This window comes from Clostridium sediminicola, assembly GCF_050402865.1.
Taxonomy (GTDB): domain Bacteria; phylum Bacillota; class Clostridia; order Clostridiales; family Clostridiaceae; genus Clostridium_AF; species Clostridium_AF sediminicola.
Genome location: NZ_BAABMF010000010.1, coordinates 129,956 through 149,991 on the forward strand (window position 1 = coordinate 129,956; position 20,036 = coordinate 149,991).

Sequence of the window (20,036 nt, forward strand, 5' to 3'; positions counted from 1 at the left end):
GAACTGGTTCGCAAGTTATAATTTACATGTACTTGCAAGTTAAACAATATCATAAAATATAAACTTACATATAAACGGAGTGGTAGAAATGGCATTAGACAGAAATAAATATTCCCCTCTTTATATTCAACTAAAAGAGGAAATCTTGAAGAAAATTAAAAATGAGGATTGGAAAACAAATTCAAAAATACCTTCTGAAAAGGATTTGATGGATGAATATAATGTTGGGCGAGCTACGGTAAGAGAAGCTATTACATTATTAGTGAATGATGGTTATTTGGAAAAGCGTCAAGGAATTGGCACTTTTGTAATGAAAAAAGAAGCTTATTTTGGATTTGAACCATTGATTAGTATATCTTATTCTCTTAATAATAATGGGGTACAACACCATAACAAAGTTATAGAAAAAAAAGTAATTACTATTGATTCAAAATTGAAAGAAAGATTACGTTGGCATAACAATGAAAAATGCTTTTATTTTAAAAGAATAAGATATGTAGATAACAATCCTATGGGTATAGAAGAATTTTATTTTAAACTTGAATTTATGGAAACTTGCAAAGACTATAATTTAGATGAATCTTTGGGGAAGTTTCTTATTGAAGATTTAGAATTACCCATTAAAAAAATATCACAAGATGTAGTATTAAAGGATGCTAATGAGGATGAATCAGAGACTTTAAAGTTAACAGAAGATAAGCTTCTACTAAACATGAATAGATGGCTATATGTAGAAGGATATGAAGAACCATATCAATATTATGATCTTGTAGTACCTTCAAAGCTTTCTTCATTTACAATTAAAAAAAGTAATGAATTCTAAAAAGAGGTAAAGCTTTATTATCTCTTTTTTTATTTATATTTAAAAATAGAATTTGATGTGCTATAATTTAGATATAAACATCCGGATGACCGGATAAGGAGTGGTGTCATGAAATCTGTGAAGGCTATAGAACACAATCTAAAGAAAAAGGTGAATGTAAGCATAGAATGCAGAGAATGGCATAGGTCAATTATATTAGAAGGAGAAGTGAATTCTTGGGATAAAGTAGTTAAGGCTGGTTATTATGCTGCTAAGAAAGGGTACAAAGGAGTAGTAAATAATATTTCTGTTAAAGGACTAAAAATACCAGAAATGAATAAACCTAAAGTTAATAATAGGGAAATCCACGGAAGAAAAATTGATGTATTAATAATAGGTGCCGGAATAATTGGTTCATCAATTGCAAGAGAATTATCAAAGTGGAATATAAGTGTTTTATTAGTGGACAAAGAATATGATGTTGCAGTTCACACTTCTTCAAGAAATGATGGGATGATTCACCCAGGGATAGTACCTCATGTAGGAAGTAATAAATCAAAATTCAATATTAGAGGTAATTATTTATACGATAAGGTATCAAAAGAATTAGGAGTAAAAATAGATCGCTGCGGTTCAACAATTTTATTTAATAATAGTTATACAAAATTAGTTAAATATTATTTTAAAAGAAAAGCAGAAAAGATAGGTTTAAAGGAAATAGAGTTTTTAAATAAACAGGAACTTTTAAAGAAGGAACCAAATCTTAATGAAGATATTTTATGGGGTATTCATCTTCCAAGCGCAGCAGTAACCTCTCCTTATAGGATGACAGTTGCATATGCTGAGAATGCTATTACTAATGGGGTAGAGCTATCATTAAATACTGTTGTTAATAAAATGAATTTAGAAAAGAATGGAATTATTGAAGTTGAAACAAATAAAGGAACAATTATTCCTAGAATTGTTATCAATGCAGCAGGTACATTTTCAGATAGAATTGCTAAAATGGCAAATGATCAATTCTTTTCAATACACCCAAGAAAGGGAGAAATAGCATTACTTGATAAAAAGAAAGGATATCTATTTAACTCAATTGTGGGAAAACCTAGCATTAGTTTGAAGGATAGGAAGAGTAAAGGCGGAGGGGTTGTAAAGACTGTAGAAGGAAATTTACTTATCGGACCAAATGCTTTTGATGTTCCGTTTAGGGAAGATTACTCTACAAATAGGGAAACATTGGATAAGCTATTGAATGATAAACTTTCACTTGTTAATGGTATATCAAAAGGTGATGTTATAACGTATTTTGCAGGGACTAGGGCGGCTACTTATGAGGAAGATTTTATAATAGAAAAGTCAGAGTATATAGATAATTTGATTCATGTTGCTGGTATACAGTCTCCAGGGGTTGCATCAGCACCTGCAATTGCAGAAGAAGTTGAAATGTTAACGATAGATATGTTGAATAAAGAAATTGAATTAAAGAAAAAGGATAATTGGAGACCTTTTAGAGAACCGATACCTAATTTAGCTAACATGAGTTTGAATGAAAGAACTAAATTGATAAAACAAAATCCTGACTATGGAAAGATTGTTTGTAGATGTGAGGAAATAAGTAAAGGAGAAATAGTAGATGCACTGAAGTCGCCTATCAAGGTTGATAGTGTTGATAGCATTAAAAGAAGAGTTAGAGCAGGAATGGGAAGGTGTCAAGGGGGATTTTGTACTCCTCTTGTTATGGAAATAATAAGGGAGGCTAAAAATAAAGAAATGGTTGATATAAGTAAAAAAGGTTTTGGTTCTGAGATAGTTTTAAAAGAGACAAAATTAGAAGAAGGTGATTAGGTGTATGATGTAATCATTGTCGGAGGTGGTCCGGCGGGTTTAGCAGCTGCCATAGGAGCTGAAGAAAGAAGATCTAAATGTCTAATTATCGAAAGAGAAAAGAGGTTAGGAGGAATTCTAAAGCAATGTATACATGATGGTTTTGGCCTTATAACTTTTAAGGAAATTTTAACTGGCCCTGAATATGGAGAAAGATATATTAATATTTTAAAAAAGAAAGATATAGACATATACACATCCACTTATGTAACATCTATAAAAAAAGAAGATGAAATATTTAAAATAACTCTTGTCAATTCATCTAAAGGTATTTTTGAAGAAAAATCAAAGGTACTTATTTTAGCTAATGGTTGTAGAGAAAGAACACATAAACAAATATTTATTAATGGTACAAGACCTTCAGGGATTTTTACTGCAGGGACTGCCCAATATCTTGTTAATATTTCTGGATATCTTCCATGTAGACGGTGTGTAATCCTTGGAAGTGGTGATATTGGGTTGATTATGGCTAGAAGATTAACATTAGAAGGTGCAAAAGTATTAGGAGTTTATGAAGCGAAATCAGATCCATCGGGGCTTTCTAGAAATATAGCTCAATGTTTAGATGATTTTTCTATACCTCTTTATTTATCAAAGACAATAACAAGAATAATAGGAGATAAAAGAGTAGAAGCAGTAGAAATTAGTTCTGTAGATGATCAGATGGTTCCAATTAAAGGTACAGAAGAGATTATAGAATGTGATGCTGTTATTTTATCAGTAGGGCTTATCCCAGAAAATGAAAATGCAGAATCTCTAGGAATTGAGATCCATAAAGTTACAAAGGGGCCTATAGTAGATCAAAATTTTATGACCTCAGTTGAAGGGGTATATTCTTGTGGAAATGCTCTACACGTAAATGATTTGGTAGACTATGTATCAGAAAGTGGTAAATATGCAGGAATTTATGCTGCTGAATATTCAGCTGTTAATGAACATATAGAATCCAGGAGAAAAAATATTGAAATTCAATATGATTCTAAAAAATTGCTGTATGTAGTTCCTCAAAAGTTGGATTTGTTATCGAATAATCCAAAAGTTATTTTATACTTTAGAACTAAAACTAATAGAAGAAAGACAGAAGTAATAATAAAAATAGATGAAGAAGTATTTAAAAAGAAAACTTTTAAAGAACTGAAACCATCAGAAATGAAACGATTAGAACTTAATCTAGATAAAACTAAAAAGATTACAAGTTTTGAAGTTATTCTCAAAAATTTGGAGGATTAGTATGAGAAAAATTAAGTGTATTTTATGTCCCAACGGCTGTGAGTTGATCATAGAAAAAATTCACGAAGAGTATACTGTTAAGGGTAACTCGTGTGATAAAGGACTTGAATTTGCTCTAGAAGAAATCAAAAATCCTAAAAGAGTTATATGCTCTACAGTAAGAACAAGTTTTAAAACAATGCCTAGATTACCAGTAAAAACTGATGGGAAAATACCTATGAAAGATATAGATAAAGTTATGAATGAAATTAACAAGATTGTTGTAGAAAAGGCTGTTGATTTAGGAGATATAGTTTTAGAAAATGTGTTGGATAGTGGTGTAGATATTGTTGCTACAAGCACTATAATTGTTGATGATGAAAATCATATTTATATCGACTAACCATTTCCAAACTAAAAATTTCAAGAAATAGTTTGGAAAATATAGTGACAAGTTGGGGGGTTATACAAGTGTCTGATAAAAAGCAAGTAGAATTTTATCCCGATTGGTGTGAAGAGGCGCCACCAGAATATTCATATAGGTCAATATTAAAATGGGGAGATCCAAATGAGTTTAAGCACCCCAATAAAAGGCTATATAAGCTTATGAAAAAAACTTTTAATATGACAGATGAAGATTTTAAAAAGCCACAAAAACTAGGTTTGGAGAAAGTAACATATGATCAACCATGTAAATTATCTCAAAATCAAATAGATAAATTCAAAGAAATTGTTGGAGAAGAGAATATAAGAACTGATGATTATTCAAGGTTACAGATAGCATATGGAAAGACTATGGTGGATTTGATGAGGTTAAGGGAGGGTATTGTAGAAAACATTCCTGACTTAGTAATACATCCAAGGTCAAAAGAAGATATTATAAAAATTGTTCAGTTTTGCGATAAAGAGAACATTCCAATTTATGTTTATGGAGGAGGATCTTCTGTTACAAGAGGGGTTGAATGTGTCAAAGGTGGAGTTTCTCTTGATATGAGGGTTTATATGACAAAGGTACTCAATTTTAACGAGAAAAATCAAACCATTACTGTTCAAGCTGGATTATCTGGTCCAGAATATGAAAAAATATTGAATAATGCTCCTAAAATGTTTGGAGCAAAAAGAGAATATACATGCGGCCACTTTCCACAGTCATTTGAGTATTCTGCAGTTGGTGGATGGGTGGTAACAAGAGGTGCAGGTCAAAATTCTACTTATTTCGGCAAAATTGAAGATATGGTAATATGTCAGGAATATGTTACTCCAAAAGGAATAATAAAGACAGAGGAATACCCAGCAATGGCTACAGGTCCGTCAATAGATCAGATTATGATGGGAAGCGAGGGAACATATGGTATATTAGTTAATGTTACTTTGAAAATTTTCAGATATATGCCAGATAACCAAAGAAAATTCAGTTACATTTTTAAAAATTGGCAAGATGCTCAAGAAGCTGCTAGAGAAATAATGCAAGGACAATTTGGATTTCCATCTGTATTTCGTTTATCAGACCCAGAAGAAACAGATGTAGCAATGAAGTTATATGGTGTAGAAGGAACAGTTTTAGATACAATAATGTCAGCAAGAGGCTTTAAACCAGGAGAAAGATGTATGTTCCTTGGATTTACAGATGGTGAGACATCTTTTACAAAGGTTGTAAAGAAAAAGATTCATAAAATATGCAAGAGATATGGTGCAATGTATACTACAGGATATGTTACGAAGAAATGGGAACATGGAAGATTTAGAGATCCATATTTGAGAGAAGATTTACAGGATTATGGTGTTTTAACTGATACTCTTGAATGTTCAGTTACATGGGATAGTATGGGAAAAGTTCATGAAGGAGTTAGGAAATTTTGCAAGAGCAGACCTAATACAATTTGTATGACCCATATGTCACATGTATACCCTCAAGGCGCAAATCTGTATTTTATTTTTATAGCAAAAATCAATGATATAGAGGAATACCTAGATTATCAAGGTGGGATATTAGACAATATTCAAAAATATGGAGCTGCGATGAGCCATCATCATGGAATCGGGAAAATGACAGCACCTTGGCTTGAAGATCAAATAGGTAAAAATCAAATGTACGTTTTTAGAACACTAAAAAACCATTTTGACCCAAACAACATAATGAATCCAGGAGGAACTCTTGGTTTAGATTTAAAAGAAGAAGCAAAAAGAATGAGAAAGTAATGAGAGGAAAGGTCTTCCTAAAGCATTCAAGGTATGTTACTATTAAATTATTAAGCGAATGATGACGGTTTCGAATTTGAATATTGACATGTAAATTATTAACTTTATGTCAATAGGTGGAGGTTAAAAAATGACTAGAATTATTGCGGATTCAACATGTGATTTATCGCAAGAAATTATTGAGAAATATGACATTGGTATAGCTCCATTAACTATACGAATTGAAGAAAAAACTTATAGAGACAAGGTAGATATTACACCTGATAAATTTTTTAGTATTATAGATGAATTAGATGAACATCCTACAACTTCTATGCCAAGTCCATCAGAATACATTAAAATTTTTGAAGAATCAGTAAACAAGGGGTATACAGAAATATTATGTATATGTATGTCTAGTGGAACAAGCGGATCTTATCAATCAGCAGAGTTGGCAAAAAATTATTATTTTGAAGAAAATCCAGATTCAAATATAAGAATTTACATTGTGGATTCAAAGTGTATGAGCCATGGAAGTGGATGGTTAATTCTAAAAAGTTGCAGATTAAGAGAAAAAGGATCTACTTATGAAGAACTAATTGATTTTAATGAAATGTTTAAGACCAACGTTAAGCATTATTTAGCTGTGAATGATTTAGATAATTTAATTAAAAGTGGTAGATTATCTAATGCTAGTGCAATGATTGGTAAGTTATTGAAGATAAATCCTATAATGTCTATGAAAAATGGAAAAGGAGCAATTGTTGCTAAAGAACGTGGAAGAAAAAGAGTACTCAAACATTATGTTGATAATTTAAAAAGTAGAATAAATATGGAGATTTCTAATTTTCTAATTATTGGGTATACCTCTGATAAATTGATTGCAGAAAATTTGAAAAATAAAATATTAAAAGAATTTGAATATGATGGTGAAATATTTATAATGCAAATGGGTGTTGCAGTTGGTACACATGTAGGACTTGGAGGAATATCTCTATTCTTTTTAGAGAAAAGTAATAGAAAAGATGGCTTGTTGGTTAATGAAATTCATGGACTTGTTCAGAAGAAAAATGAAATGATTAAAAAAAGAAATGAATTATTTGAAAAGAATAGTGAAAAGTTTGAAGAAATGAAACAAGAATTGAATGAAGTGAAAAAGGAAATTTTAGAAAAGAAAAATGAGTTATTTGAAAAAAGAGATGAAATTTTAGAAGATAAGAAACACGAGTTTATTGAAAAGAAAAACGAAATTTTAGAAAAATTCAAGAAATAATATTTTTACTAAGAGGATGTCCTTTTAAAGAAATCTTTAAAAGGGCATTTGAATATTTTAGAAAGTTTTGAGGTACAGATTTATGGATTGTAAAGCAAAAAAAACTGTTAGAAGAAATATGACAAGAAAAATTGTATTAACTGCAGTGCTTGTGGCACAGGCAATTGTTCTGAGTGCTATTGAAAGAATAATACCTTTCCCAAGTAGTGTTCCAGGGGTAAAACTAGGGTTAGGAAATATTATTTCTTTAACTGCTATTTATCTCTTTTCTTTTAAAGAATCGCTATCAATTGTCTTATTAAAGACTATTATGGCAACTTTTATATTAGGTTCATTCTCTACTTTTATTTACAGTCTTAGTGGTGCTATCCTTAGTTTTTTTGTTATGTTTGTATTATATGTTACTTTATCTAGTAGAATTAGTACCATTGGAATCAGTGTAGCAGGAGCAATTTCGCATAATTTAGGTCAACTTTTAATGGCAGCGCTAATTATTAAAAATATTAATGTAGTTGCTTATTTACCTGTTTTAATGATGAGTGGTATAGGAACAGGTATAGTTGTTGGGATTACAACAAATTATTTGCTTAAGTATTTGAAAAAAACAAAGTTATTTGATGATTAATTTAATATACTTTATTGTAGTGAAATAAGTTGAATTAAAAGTCACATTATAATGATATTAGAAAATTCCTAAATTGTGGTATAATGTGTATATACATAAATGTGAGGAGTGGAAAAGTTATGTTTCGAGCTTTTTTATCCAATATCTACAGTAAAATCACAAACCTAAAAAGTTCTATCAAGTACTTTAGTTTACTTAATGAGCTTCATTTAATTGGCGGAATAGAGTTTGATTACAAAAAGAACAGAATTATTCTTGGGAAAGAGTTAGAGAAATCACTAGGAATAGACCAGAAAGATAATAAATATAGGCTTAGTGAGTTTATTGATTTGTTTGTTTGTAAAGAATTTAGAAATGAATTATATGATAAGCTTTCTTTTAGCTCAAATCATATAGGGTATTTGAATCTCGAAATGAAAATTAATACTGTAGGAAATGAAAAAAAGTGGGTTAATATTTATGGAAAGTTTTATCAAAGTTCTAATGGAAAACTTAAAAATTTCAAAGGAATTATACAAGATATTTCTTCATTTAAGAAAAAAGAAAATAGATTAGAATCAAATGTTATGTTTATGCAAAAACTGATTGATACTATTCCTACACCTATATTCTATAAAGATAATATGGGTGTTTATAGACTGTGCAATTCTGCCTTTAAAAATTTTTATGGTATGAATGAAAAAGAGATCATTGGACATACAGCAAAAGAAATATCACCTAATCAATACGGTGATATTTATTATAATGCCGATAAAGAGCTTATGATGAACTCTGGAAAACAAGTTTATGAAAGTAAGGTAAGACATGCTGATAATACAGACCATGTTTGCAATATAATTAAAACAACTTTTGATGATGATAATGATAAAACAATTGGAATTGTTGGAGTTATGATAGATATAACTGATAGAAAAAATTCTGAAGAGAAATTAAATAATCTTCTAGCTTTAAAGCAGTCGGTAGTAGAAATTACACATACTATTATGGATATAGATAACATAAAAACTCTCTTTGATGTTATTTTAGAGAAGGCTTTAAAATCTATAAAAAATGCTCGGATTGGAGCGGTATTATTGCTTGATGAAGAGGGCAACTTAACACTTTCAGCTCATAAAGGATATGCAAAAGAATTAGCAGAAAAATTTAGTGTTCCATTAAACAAATCATTAACATATAGAAAAACTAATGGAAATATAAAAAAGACTATAATTATTGAAAATATAGAGCAATTGCTACTCAAAGAATATTCAAAAATACTAGATAATGAGGGTCAAATATTTGTTAAATCTTCAATTAGTTCACCAATAATCGTAAATGGTAAATTGTATGGATTATTAAATATAGATAGTGAAAAAAATAATGTATTTGATGAAAATGACAAAGAATTTATGGAGTATCTTAGAATTCAAATAGCTATGGTTATCGAAAAACGTTTGTTATATGAGAAAATGATTCAGTTTTCAAGGTATGATGAACTTACAGGTGTGTATAATAGAAGATATTTTGAGGAAAGATTAGAAAATCAGCTCGAAAAATCTCAAAGGTATAGTGAAAAATTTTGCTTAATATTGTTTGATTTAAACAAATTTAAAAACATCAATGATACCTTTGGACATATTATTGGAGACGAAGTATTAAAGAATTTTTCGAATATTTTAAAAGATAACTTTAGAAGTAGCGATATAATTGGAAGATTTGGTGGAGATGAATTTGTAGCTTTAATATATAATGATGATAAAAATGAAATAGTTCTTAAATTAAAGAGAGTACTAGAAAAATTAAGAACTGATAAAATGAGTTTCAATAATATCTCTTTAAATTATAGCTTTAGTTATGGGATTGCATGCTATCCCCAAAATGGTATCAGCTTTAATGAGTTAATCAAAGATGCAGATAAAAAGATGTATGAAAATAAGAGAATGGCATATTTAGAATTTAGAGGAGGACAGAAGTATGAGCGTAAATAAATTTGATTTCTTACATATTATAAAAAAATTAAATATTAAAGATGATCTAATGAAAGGAAACTTTGGGTTAGAAAAAGAAAATGTTAGAGTAAATGAAAGTGGAGAATTAGCAAATACTATACATCCTGAAGCTTTTGGGAGCAAATTAGAAAATCCTTATATAACTACAGATTTTTCTGAAAGCCAGGTGGAAATGATAACACCTGTATCTAATACAATAGAAGAGTGCTATAATTGCTTAGAAAATATTCACCGAATTGTCTCAGCAGAAATTAAAAAGGAGTATTTATGGCCTCAAAGTTCACCACCAAAATTACCAAATGAAGATGAAATTAAAATTGCGAAATATGAAGATTGTGATATTGGTAGAAAAGCTAAGCAGTATAGAGAGAATATAGCAAATACATATGGTAAGAAAAAACTATTGATATCAGGTATTCATTATAATTTTTCTTTCCAAGATGATTTATTAAAACGCTTATATAGTGAGATCAATGAAGATAAATCTTTTAGAGAATTTAAAGATGAAATTTACTTGAAAATAAGTAGGAACTTTTTTAGATATGGATGGATTTTAATATATCTTTTTGGAGCAAGTCCTATTGTTCATAAAAGTTATGAAGATAAAAAAATAAATGACATAGAAAATTTTAATGAAGATAGTATGATAGTAAAAGATACTATATCATTAAGAAATGGTGTTCATGGTTATAAAAATTCAAAAGATTTATCAATATCATATAATAGTTTAAAGGAATACGTGAATGATATTAGGAAAGTAGTTGCAAATGGAGATATACAGAGCCCAAAAGAGTACTATAGCCATATAAGATTGAAAACTAAAAAAGGCAATGATATCTTAAAAGATTTGCTTGAAGGTGGGATTGATTATTTAGAAATAAGAGTTTTAGATATAAATCCATTTATGAAAATTGGTATTGATGTGGAAACTCTTTATTTTGTTCATTTATTTATGCTTTACTCACTTTTTAAATCTGAAGATGATTATCATAGGGATAATTATCTTATCTCATTACAAAATAACGAATTAGTTGCATCTTTTGGTAGGCAAGAAGACTTGATGCTTTATAAAGATAATAATGAGAAGGTTAGTTTGAAAGATATGGGGTCTCAAATATTAAATGAAATTTCAGAAATGATTTCATTTATAGGCTTAAATGATGATAAATTAACTAAGATAGTTAATGAAGCAAGGAATAAAATTTTAGATTCAGAAAATATTCCATCCTCAAAATTGATTAATGCTACAAAAGATAGTTCATACCTAGGATTTCATATGGAAAGAATAATGGAAGAGTTAGAGGCTATTAATAAAAATGAGTTTAACTTAATTGGATATGAAGACCTTGAGTTGTCTACACAAATCTTGATAAAAGATGCTATAAAGAGAGGGGTAAGTGTAGAAGTTATAGATAGAGACGAGAATTTTATAATGTTATCTAAAGGAAATAAGATTGAGTATATAAAACAAGCGACAAAAACATCATTAGATTCCTATAGTTCTATTTTGATTATGGAAAATAAAGTTATTACCAAAATGATGTTAGAAAAAAGTAATATAAGAGTTCCAAAGGGACAAAATTATAGAAACATCAATGGTGCAAAGAAAGATTACAATTTATTTAAGAATAGAAAAATAGTTATCAAACCAAAATCAACAAACTTTGGATTAGGTATAACAATTTTTAAAGAAAACTTTACTAGAGAATTGTATGAAAGAGCAATTGATATTGCTTTTAATCATGATAATTCAATAATGATAGAAGAATTCATATCAGGAAAAGAGTATAGAATATTTGTTATTGGTGATGAGGTTGTAGGAATATTACACAGAGTGCCTGCAAATGTAACAGGTGATGGTGTTAAAAATATTTCTGAGCTCGTTGCAGAAAAAAATAAAGATCCTCTTAGAGGAAAAGGTTATAAAACGCCTCTAGAAAAAATCAAGTTAGAGGAAGCAGAAGAGATGTTTTTACATGAACGAGGTAAAGATTTTAATTACATTCCTAAACTAAATGAAACTGTATTTTTAAGAGAAAATTCTAATATAAGTACTGGTGGAGATAGTATAGATTATACAGATGATATTCTTGATGAATACAAAGAAATTGCTGTAGCAGCTGCTAAAGCGGTAGGAGCAACTATTTGTGGGGTTGACATGATGATTAATGATATTAATACAGAATTTAAAGAGGAAAATTACGGAATAATTGAATTGAATTTCAATCCTGCTATACACATACATTGTTATCCATATAGAGGAAAAAATCGTAAGTTGGGAGATAAAATTCTAGACGCATTAGGGTTTTAATAAAGTGGACATATAGACATATCACTTCAACTTTAAATCTATACAAATACAAAACTCATTGATGCCTGAGATTTTGTGCTTGTATAGATTTTGTTTGCGTATGGTTTCTTTATAACATGTCGACCTTTTAAGTTATAAAGTCTAATGAAAAAATTTCTTTATAAACTTTTAGAAATAAGTTATACTAGCATTGGAATTTATATAGAGATGGATTTGGAGGGGGACTATGAAAACACATAAAAATTTAAAGGATTTAGTTATTGACTATATTGTAATACTTTTATCCTGCTGCATCATAGCTTTTGCAGTAACATCAATATTAAAGCCTAATGGCTTAATAGCAGGAGGCTTAACAGGGCTTTCAATAATACTTGAGAGTATAACAGGAATCAATTATACATATATATTTTATTTTGTATCTTTGTTAGTTTTGGTAGTAACATATATATTTTTAGGTAAAAAAGAAGCTCTAAAAATAATAGTATTTTCGATTCTATTACCAACTACTATTGTTATTTTTGATAAGTTGAATATTTTATTTGTAGAAAATGATATATTTCTCGCTTGTATTTATTTTGGGGTTTTGATTGGTATAGGTGCAGGCATTACATTGAGGAGAGGATTTTCACAAGGAGGAACAGATACTATTGCAAAAATTATTCATAAGAAGATTTTGCCTTTTGTTAGTATAAGTCAAATTATTCTCGTTGCTGATGTATCTGTAATACTACTTTCAAGCGTTGTATTTGATAGAAATACTGCTTTATATGCAGCAATTTCACAAGTTGTTTTAGCAAAGACCATAGATTTGGTGTTATTTGGTTTTGGTTCTAGAAAAGTAAAATTAGAAATAATAAGTAAAGAAAGTGATAAAATTAGAGAATTTATTGTTAATGAGGCAAAAAGAGGGGTTAGTAGTTATGATATAACGGGAGGATATACTAATGAAAAACGAAAAAAATTGGTATCTATCTGTACTCCTAGAGAAGCAACATTAATAAAAGCATATATATCTAGAACAGACTTGCAAGCTTTTGTATATATGTCTCCAGTGATTTCAGTGTGGGGAGAAGGCGTAGGGTTTGAAACTTTACTTGAAGATTCATAAAAATAGGTGACAGTTGATATGTTACAGTAGACAGTATAGGAAAGCTTCCTATACTGTCTACTGAGTTTGTTATTAATTATAGGTCAAATTGCAACAAGCCACAGTATCTTAAACTGTAGCCCTTCTTTTAAAGATTAAACTAGTAATTACTGCAAGAATTATTGATGGTAAAATCCATGCAAAGCCAGCAGATGCAAGTGGGATTTTATTTATTAGATTTCCCCAGAAAACAATAATATTTTCTAAGAAACCAATAGTTATACCAGTAGCCATAAAGCCATCATATAGACTCACCATTAAAGCGCCAATTACTCCACCGATATATGCTGTATCTGGAATAAAATCATTCAATGCACACATTATTATAAGTACAAGCGCAACTGGATATACGGTAACCAATAATGGAACTGCAAATACTACGATTTTTTGAACACCGATATTTGCAAAAATTCCACTGAATAAAACTGTTGCAATAACAATACTTTTGTAGCTCACTTTATTTCTACTTAATTTATTGAAATATGAACCTACAGTAGCAGTTAGTCCTATAGATGTTGTTAGACATGCTAATGAAACAATAATTGCTAGCGCAATTTTCCCAAAACCTCCAAGTAAACTAGTTGTTATTCCAACCAATAAATCAGTTTGAGCGATATCAGAAGGATATACGCCATTTACTGAAGAACCTAGATAAATTAAACCTCCATAAATAACAGCTAGTCCTAAAGCTGCAATGGCACCTGCAGATACTGTTAAACGAATTTGTTCTTTTTCTGATTGATAGCCTTTATTTATAATAGCACTTAAAATTACACCTCCAAATACTAAAGAAGCAAGGGCATCCATAGTTTGATAGCCTTCAGTAAAACCTTTGGAAAAAGGATTTATTGACATTTCAGTAAGTGGTGCACCTAAAGGAGAGATGATTCCTTTGACAATAATAATTAGCATTGTCAACAATAGCATAGGTGTAAGTATTTTGCCGATTTTATCGACAATTTGTGAAGGTTTTATAACAAAATAAAGTGTAAGAGCAAAGAAAATAATAGACACGATAATTCCATTTATTTCTGGAAATAGTGGTTTTATACCCATTTCAAAAGTTGTCGCACCTGTTTTGGGTATAGCTAATAATGGTCCAATTGCAAGTATAATAACAGTACCGAAAATTTTACTGAATACAGGATGAACTTTGTTACCTACATCATCTATAGTTGAGCCGACTTTAGAAATTCCAACTATACCTAAAAGTGGCATTCCTATAGCTGTAAGAAAGAATCCAAAACCACATATAATCCAATTCTTACCTGAGATCAATCCTAAAGCTGGTGGGAAGATTAGATTACCGGCTCCAAAAAACATTGCAAATAAAGCTAGTCCTAATACTAAAACGTCTTTTGTTTTTTTCTGCATTTCATTTTCCTCCATATTATTTATGTATTTTTAGCTTTTGTGGAAACATAGTTGATTATAGTATTTTACCTTTAGAAAGTCAATTGTTTAAAATAATTCAATAAAGTTTCTTTGAAAAAATCTTTGAAGTATGCGTATTTTCAAAAGAAAAGTAGAATTAGTTTTTAAGCTGGCCCTTTTATATGCTATAATTAGAACTGCTTCTAGATGAATAAAAAGAGAGGAAGTTTTAAGTGAATAATAAAAGTTTTAAAGAATTTGGAATAAATAGCGAAGTGGTAAAGGCTTTGAAAAAATTAGGATATGAAAAGCCTACAGAAGTTCAGGAGAAAGTTATCCCTTATGCAGTAAAAGGTGAAGATATAGTTGTAAAAGCCCAAACAGGTAGTGGTAAGACAGCAGCCTTTGGAATACCTCTATGTGAAAAAATTTTAATTGAGAAAAAAAATCCACAAGTTTTAGTTTTAACTCCTACAAGGGAACTAGCAGTTCAAGTAAAAGAGGAAATCTCAAACATTGGCAGACTTAAAAGAATTAGATGCGCAGCAGTTTACGGTAAACAGCCTGTTCATATACAAGAAAGAGAATTACGTCAAAGGGTTCATGTTATTGTAGGTACACCTGGTAGGGTTATGGACCACATAGTAAGAGGAAATATTAATGTTGAAGAAATAAAACATTTAGTTATCGATGAAGCAGATAAAATGTTGAATATGGGCTTTGTAGACCAAGTAGAGGATATAATAAATAAATTACCTAAAGATAGAATTACTATGTTGTTCTCCGCTACAGTACCGGAAAAAATAAAAAATATATGCAATAAATATATGATTGAACCTAAAAATATTGAAGTAAGTTCAAAAAATTCTACTTTGGAAAAAATTAATCAAGTTTGTTATGAAATTGAAAAAGATATGAAATTTATGCTTTTGAATAAGTTAATTTATACAGAAAAAATGGAAAGCTGTATAATCTTTTGTAACACAAGAGAAACAGTTGAATTAGTTACAGAAAAAATGAAAAGAAAAAGGTATTATTGCAAAGCCTTACATGGCGGGATGGAACAAAATGATAGATTAGACACTATGGAAAGATTTAAAAGAGGGGAATTTCATTTTTTAATAGCTACCGATGTTGCAGCTAGAGGAATTCATATAGATAATATTGGTCATGTGGTGAATTATGAAATTCCATATGAAAAAGAAAGCTATGTTCATAGAATTGGTAGGACTGGAAGAGCAGGTAAAAGTGGTAAAGCTATTACATTTGTTACTCCTTATGAAAACAAATTTTTAATGGAACTACAAAATTATTTAAATTATGAAATACAAAAAAATAATATGCCTACAGAGGACGAATTCCAAGAGGCTAAAGAGATTTTCCACGAAAAAATAATGTCTAGGCCAAGAATAAAAAAGGAAAATAAATCCAATATTAATAAAGGAATAACAAAGATTAGAATAAACTCTGGTAAGAAGAAAAAAATTAGACCAGGTGATGTTCTAGGGGCAATTTCAAATATAAAAGGAATTTTACCTGATGATATTGGTATAATTGACGTTCAGGATACAATGACACATATTGATATACTTAATAATAAAGGTCAAATAGTAATAAAAGCTCTAAAATATACAAAAATAAAAGGGAAGACTGTGAGCGGAAAAATTATTAAAAAATAGAGGTGAAAATATGATTGAAAATGCACAAAAAGCTTTGAAAACATATTTTGGGTATGATAGTTTTCGCCAAGGACAAAAAGAAGTAATATATGATGTACTAGATAATAGAGATGTAGTTGCAATAATGCCTACAGGCGCAGGAAAGTCAATGTGCTTTCAAGTTCCTGCTGTTTTGTTCGATGGTATAACCATTGTAATTTCCCCACTTATTTCATTAATGAAAGATCAAGTGGATAGTTTGAAAGAGGCTGGAATTAATGCTACTTTTATAAACAGTACTTTAAGTACCACAGAGATAAATAATAGGATGTTTAGAATTCTTTCAGGAGATTATAAACTTGTGTATGTTGCACCTGAAAGATTAGAATCTAGGAATTTTGTTGATACTTTGTGCAATATGAATATTTCATTTGTAGCTATAGATGAAGCACATTGTATATCCCAATGGGGTCATGATTTTAGGCCTAGTTATAGAAAAGTTTCTAATTTTATTAGAAATATACAACCGCGTCCCATAGTAGGGGCATTTACGGCAACAGCAACAGAAAAAGTAAAAAATGATATAATAAATTTACTTAATCTAAATGAACCAAGTATCTATGTTACAGGATTTGATAGAGAAAATTTATCATTTACAGTATTAAAAGGTGAGAATAGAGAAAGTTTTATTTTAGATTATTTAGATAAGAATAAAGGTTTGACGGGTATAATATACACATCCACACGAAAAGCAGCAGATAATATTTATAATCTATTAATTAAAAACGGGATAAAAGCAGGAGTTTATCATGCAGGGTTAAGTGATGAAGAAAGAAGTGAAACCCAAAATAAATTTGCATATGATGATATAGATGTAGTAGTGGCTACTAATGCTTTTGGGATGGGAATTGATAAATCAAATGTTCGATTTGTTATACATAATAATATACCAAAGAATATGGAAGCCTACTACCAAGAAGCTGGTCGTGCCGGAAGAGATGGTGAAAAAGCAGAGTGTATACTATTGTTTGCACCGAGAGATATACAATTACAAGCTTATTTTATTGAAGAAAGTATGATGTCCCCAGAAAGAAAAATTAATGAGTATGAAAAGTTAAGAGCTATGGTGGATTATTGTCATACATCAAAATGTTTAAGGCAGTATATATTGGAGTATTTTGGAGATACATTAGAAACTGATAATTGTGCTAATTGTAGTAATTGTAATGATGACAGTGAACTTGTAGATATTACATTAGAAGCACAAAAAATATTTTCATGTATTTATAGGATGCAGCAAAGATATGGAAGTGGAATGGTAGCGGATGTATTGAAAGGATCAACAAATAAAAAACTGCGACAATGGAATTTAAATGTGTTGTCAACGTATGGAATTATGAAACAGCATACTAAAAAAGAAATTGTTGATATAATAAATAAATTAACTGCGGATAATTATCTTAATTTGACCAATGATGCATATCCAGTGCTTAAACTTACCAATAAAGCAGTGGGAGTTTTAAAAAATGGTGATAAAGTTGAGATGAAGGCCGTAAAAGCTACAAAACGATTATCTACTGATAATGAATTATTCGAATTATTAAGAAGCTTAAGAAAAGAAATATCTTCAAAAGAAAATGTACCTCCTTATATTGTGTTTTCAGATGCTTCATTGAAAGAAATGAGTACTTATATGCCTACAAACAAAATTGAGATGCTAAATGTGAAAGGTGTAGGTAATGCAAAGTTTGAAAGATATGGTCAAGATTTCATATCAGCTATTAATGAATATGTTGAAGAAAAGAAAATAGATATAAGTTCCTTTAGAAAACCGCTTAAGGAAGGGATTGATAGCGAAAAAGTATTAAATATAGATTCATCAAAGAACTCAGATAAAACCCCGAGTCATGTTATAACATTCGAGATGTTTAATGAAGGTAAGTCTATTGAAGAAATAGTAAAGGACAGAGACTTAAAGAAAAGAACCGCTGAAAGTCATATTATTAGGTCTTTGCAAGAAGGAATGGAAACGGATGTTAAAAGAATAGTTCCGGAAAACTATATTCCTATGATAGTTGAGGCAATAAAAAATTGCGAAGAAGATAAATTAACGCCAGTTAAGGAAAAGTTACCTGAGGAAGTAGAATTTTTCTGGATAAGTTTAGTGAAGTATGGAGTTATGTAAAGAGTATTGAAGTTTTCACTTCAATACTCTTTGTATAGCATTGCCAATCGTTCTTCTTGACATAGTTGAATTTTTATATGTTAATTTTTTTGCTTATGCTTTTTTAAATCTAACATAGATTTCAGCTGCAATAAAAAATATTACCGGCAGAATAGCTTGAAAAATAAAAGCATAATAAGGCCATACTTTCAAAGCCCATGTCGACATTTCCATGATACTTTTATAAATAAAAGTTGATAAAATACTCATAGTGATACCTATAGGAGTGACTATGAATCGATATTCTTTAAAACCAAATAATTTAGTCACTCCTTTACTTGCTGCTAAAAGACATATGCTGATTTTAGTAATACCTCCAATTAAAAACATCATGCTAATTAATATCTCTATTCTTTCAATGAAAGTGCCTAGTTTAATTCTACGAACTGTGGTATAGGCAGGGAAATAATCAATTTCTGCTATGTCTGCACCTAGAATTAATATATCAGATAGGGAAGTTATTAATAGCAGTATTCCACCTAAAAAGAGGCCTATTCTATAAATCTTAGGCGATTCTTTTTCTTTAAAACTGGTAAATACCATAGTAAATATAACTAACTCTGCAAAGGGAAAAGAAAAAACTGAGAATGCTCCTTTTAATACTGGTGTAAAGCCATCATATAGTATAGGCATTAAGTTATTTATATTCATATCTTTAATTAACAATATAACTGGAATACTTATAGAAATTATTAAAAAAACAACAGCAAATTCCCCCCATCTACCTATAATTTCTATACCAAAGGTTACTGCTTCTATACATATTATAGCTATAAATAGAGTCAATATAATCAATGGGGTGTTATCCAAACTTACAATATCTATAAAATAAGCAAAATTACATATAACTAAGGTACCTAAGTGGAAGGAAAACCATATATACAATATGCTAAAAAATTTACCTAAAACTTTGCCAAAAATAATTTGTAATATATCAAAAAGGTCTTTATCAGGAAATAGATAAAGGAACCTTTCGAATATTAGTAAGATAGGAAGTGCAAAAATCATAGCTAATAGGATAGCTAACCATACATCTTTTTTTGCCTCTATTCCAGGAGTAAGAATTGTAGAACTTCCTGAAATAAATAAAATAATCAAAATTATAGCTTGTTTATAGGTCAGATTACTATTTTGCATATGTACATCCCCTAATTATTTAATAACTGTAGAAACTAACTTTTCAATAAAAACAGCTGGACTGGGTACTTCGACTCCTAAACTTAGCAAAATACTTAATACTAAAGATGCCGTCATCATTACACTATATAAAAGCATTTCTTTTTTTTTGCCTCTTCTAATTAAAGGAATTCCATCGAAATAAATTATTATTATATATGCAACTATTATAATAAAAACTAACATT

Annotated in this window: 15 protein-coding genes; 12 read left to right on the forward strand and 3 right to left on the reverse strand. The window is 29.6% G+C overall.

From position 1 onward, the window contains the following. The first annotated feature begins 88 nt into the window (after window positions 1-88). From ACQ3F0_RS16295 to ACQ3F0_RS16340, 10 genes are all read left to right on the forward strand, one after another. Window positions 89-823 (forward strand): GntR family transcriptional regulator, encoded by a 735-nt coding sequence (locus tag ACQ3F0_RS16295; RefSeq protein ID WP_428866428.1) that lies wholly within the window; start codon window positions 89-91, stop codon window positions 821-823. Between the two features lie 108 nt (window positions 824-931). Beyond that, window positions 932-2,647, forward strand: coding sequence for an NAD(P)/FAD-dependent oxidoreductase (locus ACQ3F0_RS16300; protein ID WP_428866429.1), 1,716 nt, complete (start codon window positions 932-934; stop codon window positions 2,645-2,647). Next, the gene (locus ACQ3F0_RS16305) at window positions 2,648-3,916 is read left to right on the forward strand and encodes an NAD(P)/FAD-dependent oxidoreductase (protein WP_428866430.1); all 1,269 of its coding nucleotides are present in this window, start codon (window positions 2,648-2,650) and stop codon (window positions 3,914-3,916) included. 1 nt (window position 3,917) lies between these two features. Beyond that, window positions 3,918-4,298 carry a DUF1667 domain-containing protein gene (locus ACQ3F0_RS16310; protein WP_428866431.1) on the forward strand — a complete coding sequence of 127 codons (381 nt, stop codon included), beginning with the start codon at window positions 3,918-3,920 and terminating at the stop codon, window positions 4,296-4,298. A 68-nt stretch (window positions 4,299-4,366) separates the two neighbouring features. Further along, window positions 4,367-6,094 (forward strand): FAD-binding oxidoreductase, encoded by a 1,728-nt coding sequence (locus tag ACQ3F0_RS16315; RefSeq protein ID WP_428866432.1) that lies wholly within the window; start codon window positions 4,367-4,369, stop codon window positions 6,092-6,094. 130 nt (window positions 6,095-6,224) lie between these two features. Beyond that, window positions 6,225-7,346 (forward strand): DegV family protein, encoded by a 1,122-nt coding sequence (locus tag ACQ3F0_RS16320; protein ID WP_428866433.1) that lies wholly within the window; start codon window positions 6,225-6,227, stop codon window positions 7,344-7,346. Between the two features lie 82 nt (window positions 7,347-7,428). Further along, window positions 7,429-7,971 carry a Gx transporter family protein gene (locus ACQ3F0_RS16325; RefSeq protein ID WP_428866434.1) on the forward strand — a complete coding sequence of 181 codons (543 nt, stop codon included), beginning with the start codon at window positions 7,429-7,431 and terminating at the stop codon, window positions 7,969-7,971. 119 nt (window positions 7,972-8,090) lie between these two features. Further along, window positions 8,091-9,938, forward strand: a complete 1,848-nt coding sequence (locus ACQ3F0_RS16330) for a diguanylate cyclase (protein WP_428866435.1) — start codon at window positions 8,091-8,093, stop codon at window positions 9,936-9,938. After that, window positions 9,925-12,270, forward strand: a complete 2,346-nt coding sequence (gene gshAB / locus ACQ3F0_RS16335; RefSeq protein WP_428866436.1) for a bifunctional glutamate--cysteine ligase GshA/glutathione synthetase GshB — start codon at window positions 9,925-9,927, stop codon at window positions 12,268-12,270. The genes ACQ3F0_RS16330 and gshAB overlap by 14 nt, the downstream gene beginning before the upstream one ends. 226 nt (window positions 12,271-12,496) lie before the next feature. Continuing rightward, on the forward strand, window positions 12,497-13,378 hold the full coding sequence (locus tag ACQ3F0_RS16340; protein WP_428866437.1) for a YitT family protein: 882 nt from the start codon (window positions 12,497-12,499) through the stop codon (window positions 13,376-13,378). Between the two features lie 108 nt (window positions 13,379-13,486). Here the strand turns inward: ACQ3F0_RS16340 and brnQ are convergent, their stop codons facing one another. Further along, on the reverse strand, window positions 13,487-14,791 hold the full coding sequence (brnQ, locus tag ACQ3F0_RS16345; RefSeq protein ID WP_428866438.1) for a branched-chain amino acid transport system II carrier protein: 1,305 nt from the start codon (window positions 14,789-14,791) through the stop codon (window positions 13,487-13,489). 233 nt (window positions 14,792-15,024) lie between these two features. Here brnQ and ACQ3F0_RS16350 point away from each other — a divergent pair, with 233 nt between their 5' ends. Together ACQ3F0_RS16350 and recQ are read left to right on the forward strand one after the other, a co-directional pair. Then, on the forward strand, window positions 15,025-16,470 hold the full coding sequence (locus ACQ3F0_RS16350) for a DEAD/DEAH box helicase (protein WP_428866439.1): 1,446 nt from the start codon (window positions 15,025-15,027) through the stop codon (window positions 16,468-16,470). Window positions 16,471-16,480: 10 nt separating this feature from the next. After that, window positions 16,481-18,634, forward strand: a complete 2,154-nt coding sequence (gene recQ, locus ACQ3F0_RS16355) for a DNA helicase RecQ (protein ID WP_428866440.1) — start codon at window positions 16,481-16,483, stop codon at window positions 18,632-18,634. A 93-nt stretch (window positions 18,635-18,727) separates the two neighbouring features. Here the strand turns inward: recQ and ACQ3F0_RS16360 are convergent, their stop codons facing one another. Further along, a complete protein-coding gene (locus tag ACQ3F0_RS16360) occupies window positions 18,728-19,810 on the reverse strand; it encodes a GerAB/ArcD/ProY family transporter (RefSeq protein WP_428866441.1) in 1,083 nt (360 codons plus the stop codon). Between the two features lie 15 nt (window positions 19,811-19,825). Next, complete coding sequence (locus ACQ3F0_RS16365) at window positions 19,826-20,035, reverse strand: hypothetical protein (protein WP_428866442.1); 210 nt, start codon at window positions 20,033-20,035, stop codon at window positions 19,826-19,828. Window position 20,036 lies beyond the last annotated feature (1 nt).

Coding starts and splice junctions, on each gene's coding strand:
- ACQ3F0_RS16330 (WP_428866435.1), top strand. CDS start 8,091: ATGTTTCGAGCTTTTTTATCCAATATCTACAGTAAAATCACAAACCTA.
- gshAB (WP_428866436.1), top strand. CDS start 9,925: ATGAGCGTAAATAAATTTGATTTCTTACATATTATAAAAAAATTAAAT.
- ACQ3F0_RS16365 (WP_428866442.1), bottom strand. CDS start 20,035: ATGTTAGTTTTTATTATAATAGTTGCATATATAATAATAATTTATTTC.
- recQ (WP_428866440.1), top strand. CDS start 16,481: ATGATTGAAAATGCACAAAAAGCTTTGAAAACATATTTTGGGTATGAT.
- brnQ (WP_428866438.1), bottom strand. CDS start 14,791: ATGCAGAAAAAAACAAAAGACGTTTTAGTATTAGGACTAGCTTTATTT.
- ACQ3F0_RS16360 (WP_428866441.1), bottom strand. CDS start 19,810: ATGCAAAATAGTAATCTGACCTATAAACAAGCTATAATTTTGATTATT.
- ACQ3F0_RS16340 (WP_428866437.1), top strand. CDS start 12,497: ATGAAAACACATAAAAATTTAAAGGATTTAGTTATTGACTATATTGTA.
- ACQ3F0_RS16310 (WP_428866431.1), top strand. CDS start 3,918: ATGAGAAAAATTAAGTGTATTTTATGTCCCAACGGCTGTGAGTTGATC.
- ACQ3F0_RS16320 (WP_428866433.1), top strand. CDS start 6,225: ATGACTAGAATTATTGCGGATTCAACATGTGATTTATCGCAAGAAATT.
- ACQ3F0_RS16295 (WP_428866428.1), top strand. CDS start 89: ATGGCATTAGACAGAAATAAATATTCCCCTCTTTATATTCAACTAAAA.
- ACQ3F0_RS16325 (WP_428866434.1), top strand. CDS start 7,429: ATGGATTGTAAAGCAAAAAAAACTGTTAGAAGAAATATGACAAGAAAA.
- ACQ3F0_RS16300 (WP_428866429.1), top strand. CDS start 932: ATGAAATCTGTGAAGGCTATAGAACACAATCTAAAGAAAAAGGTGAAT.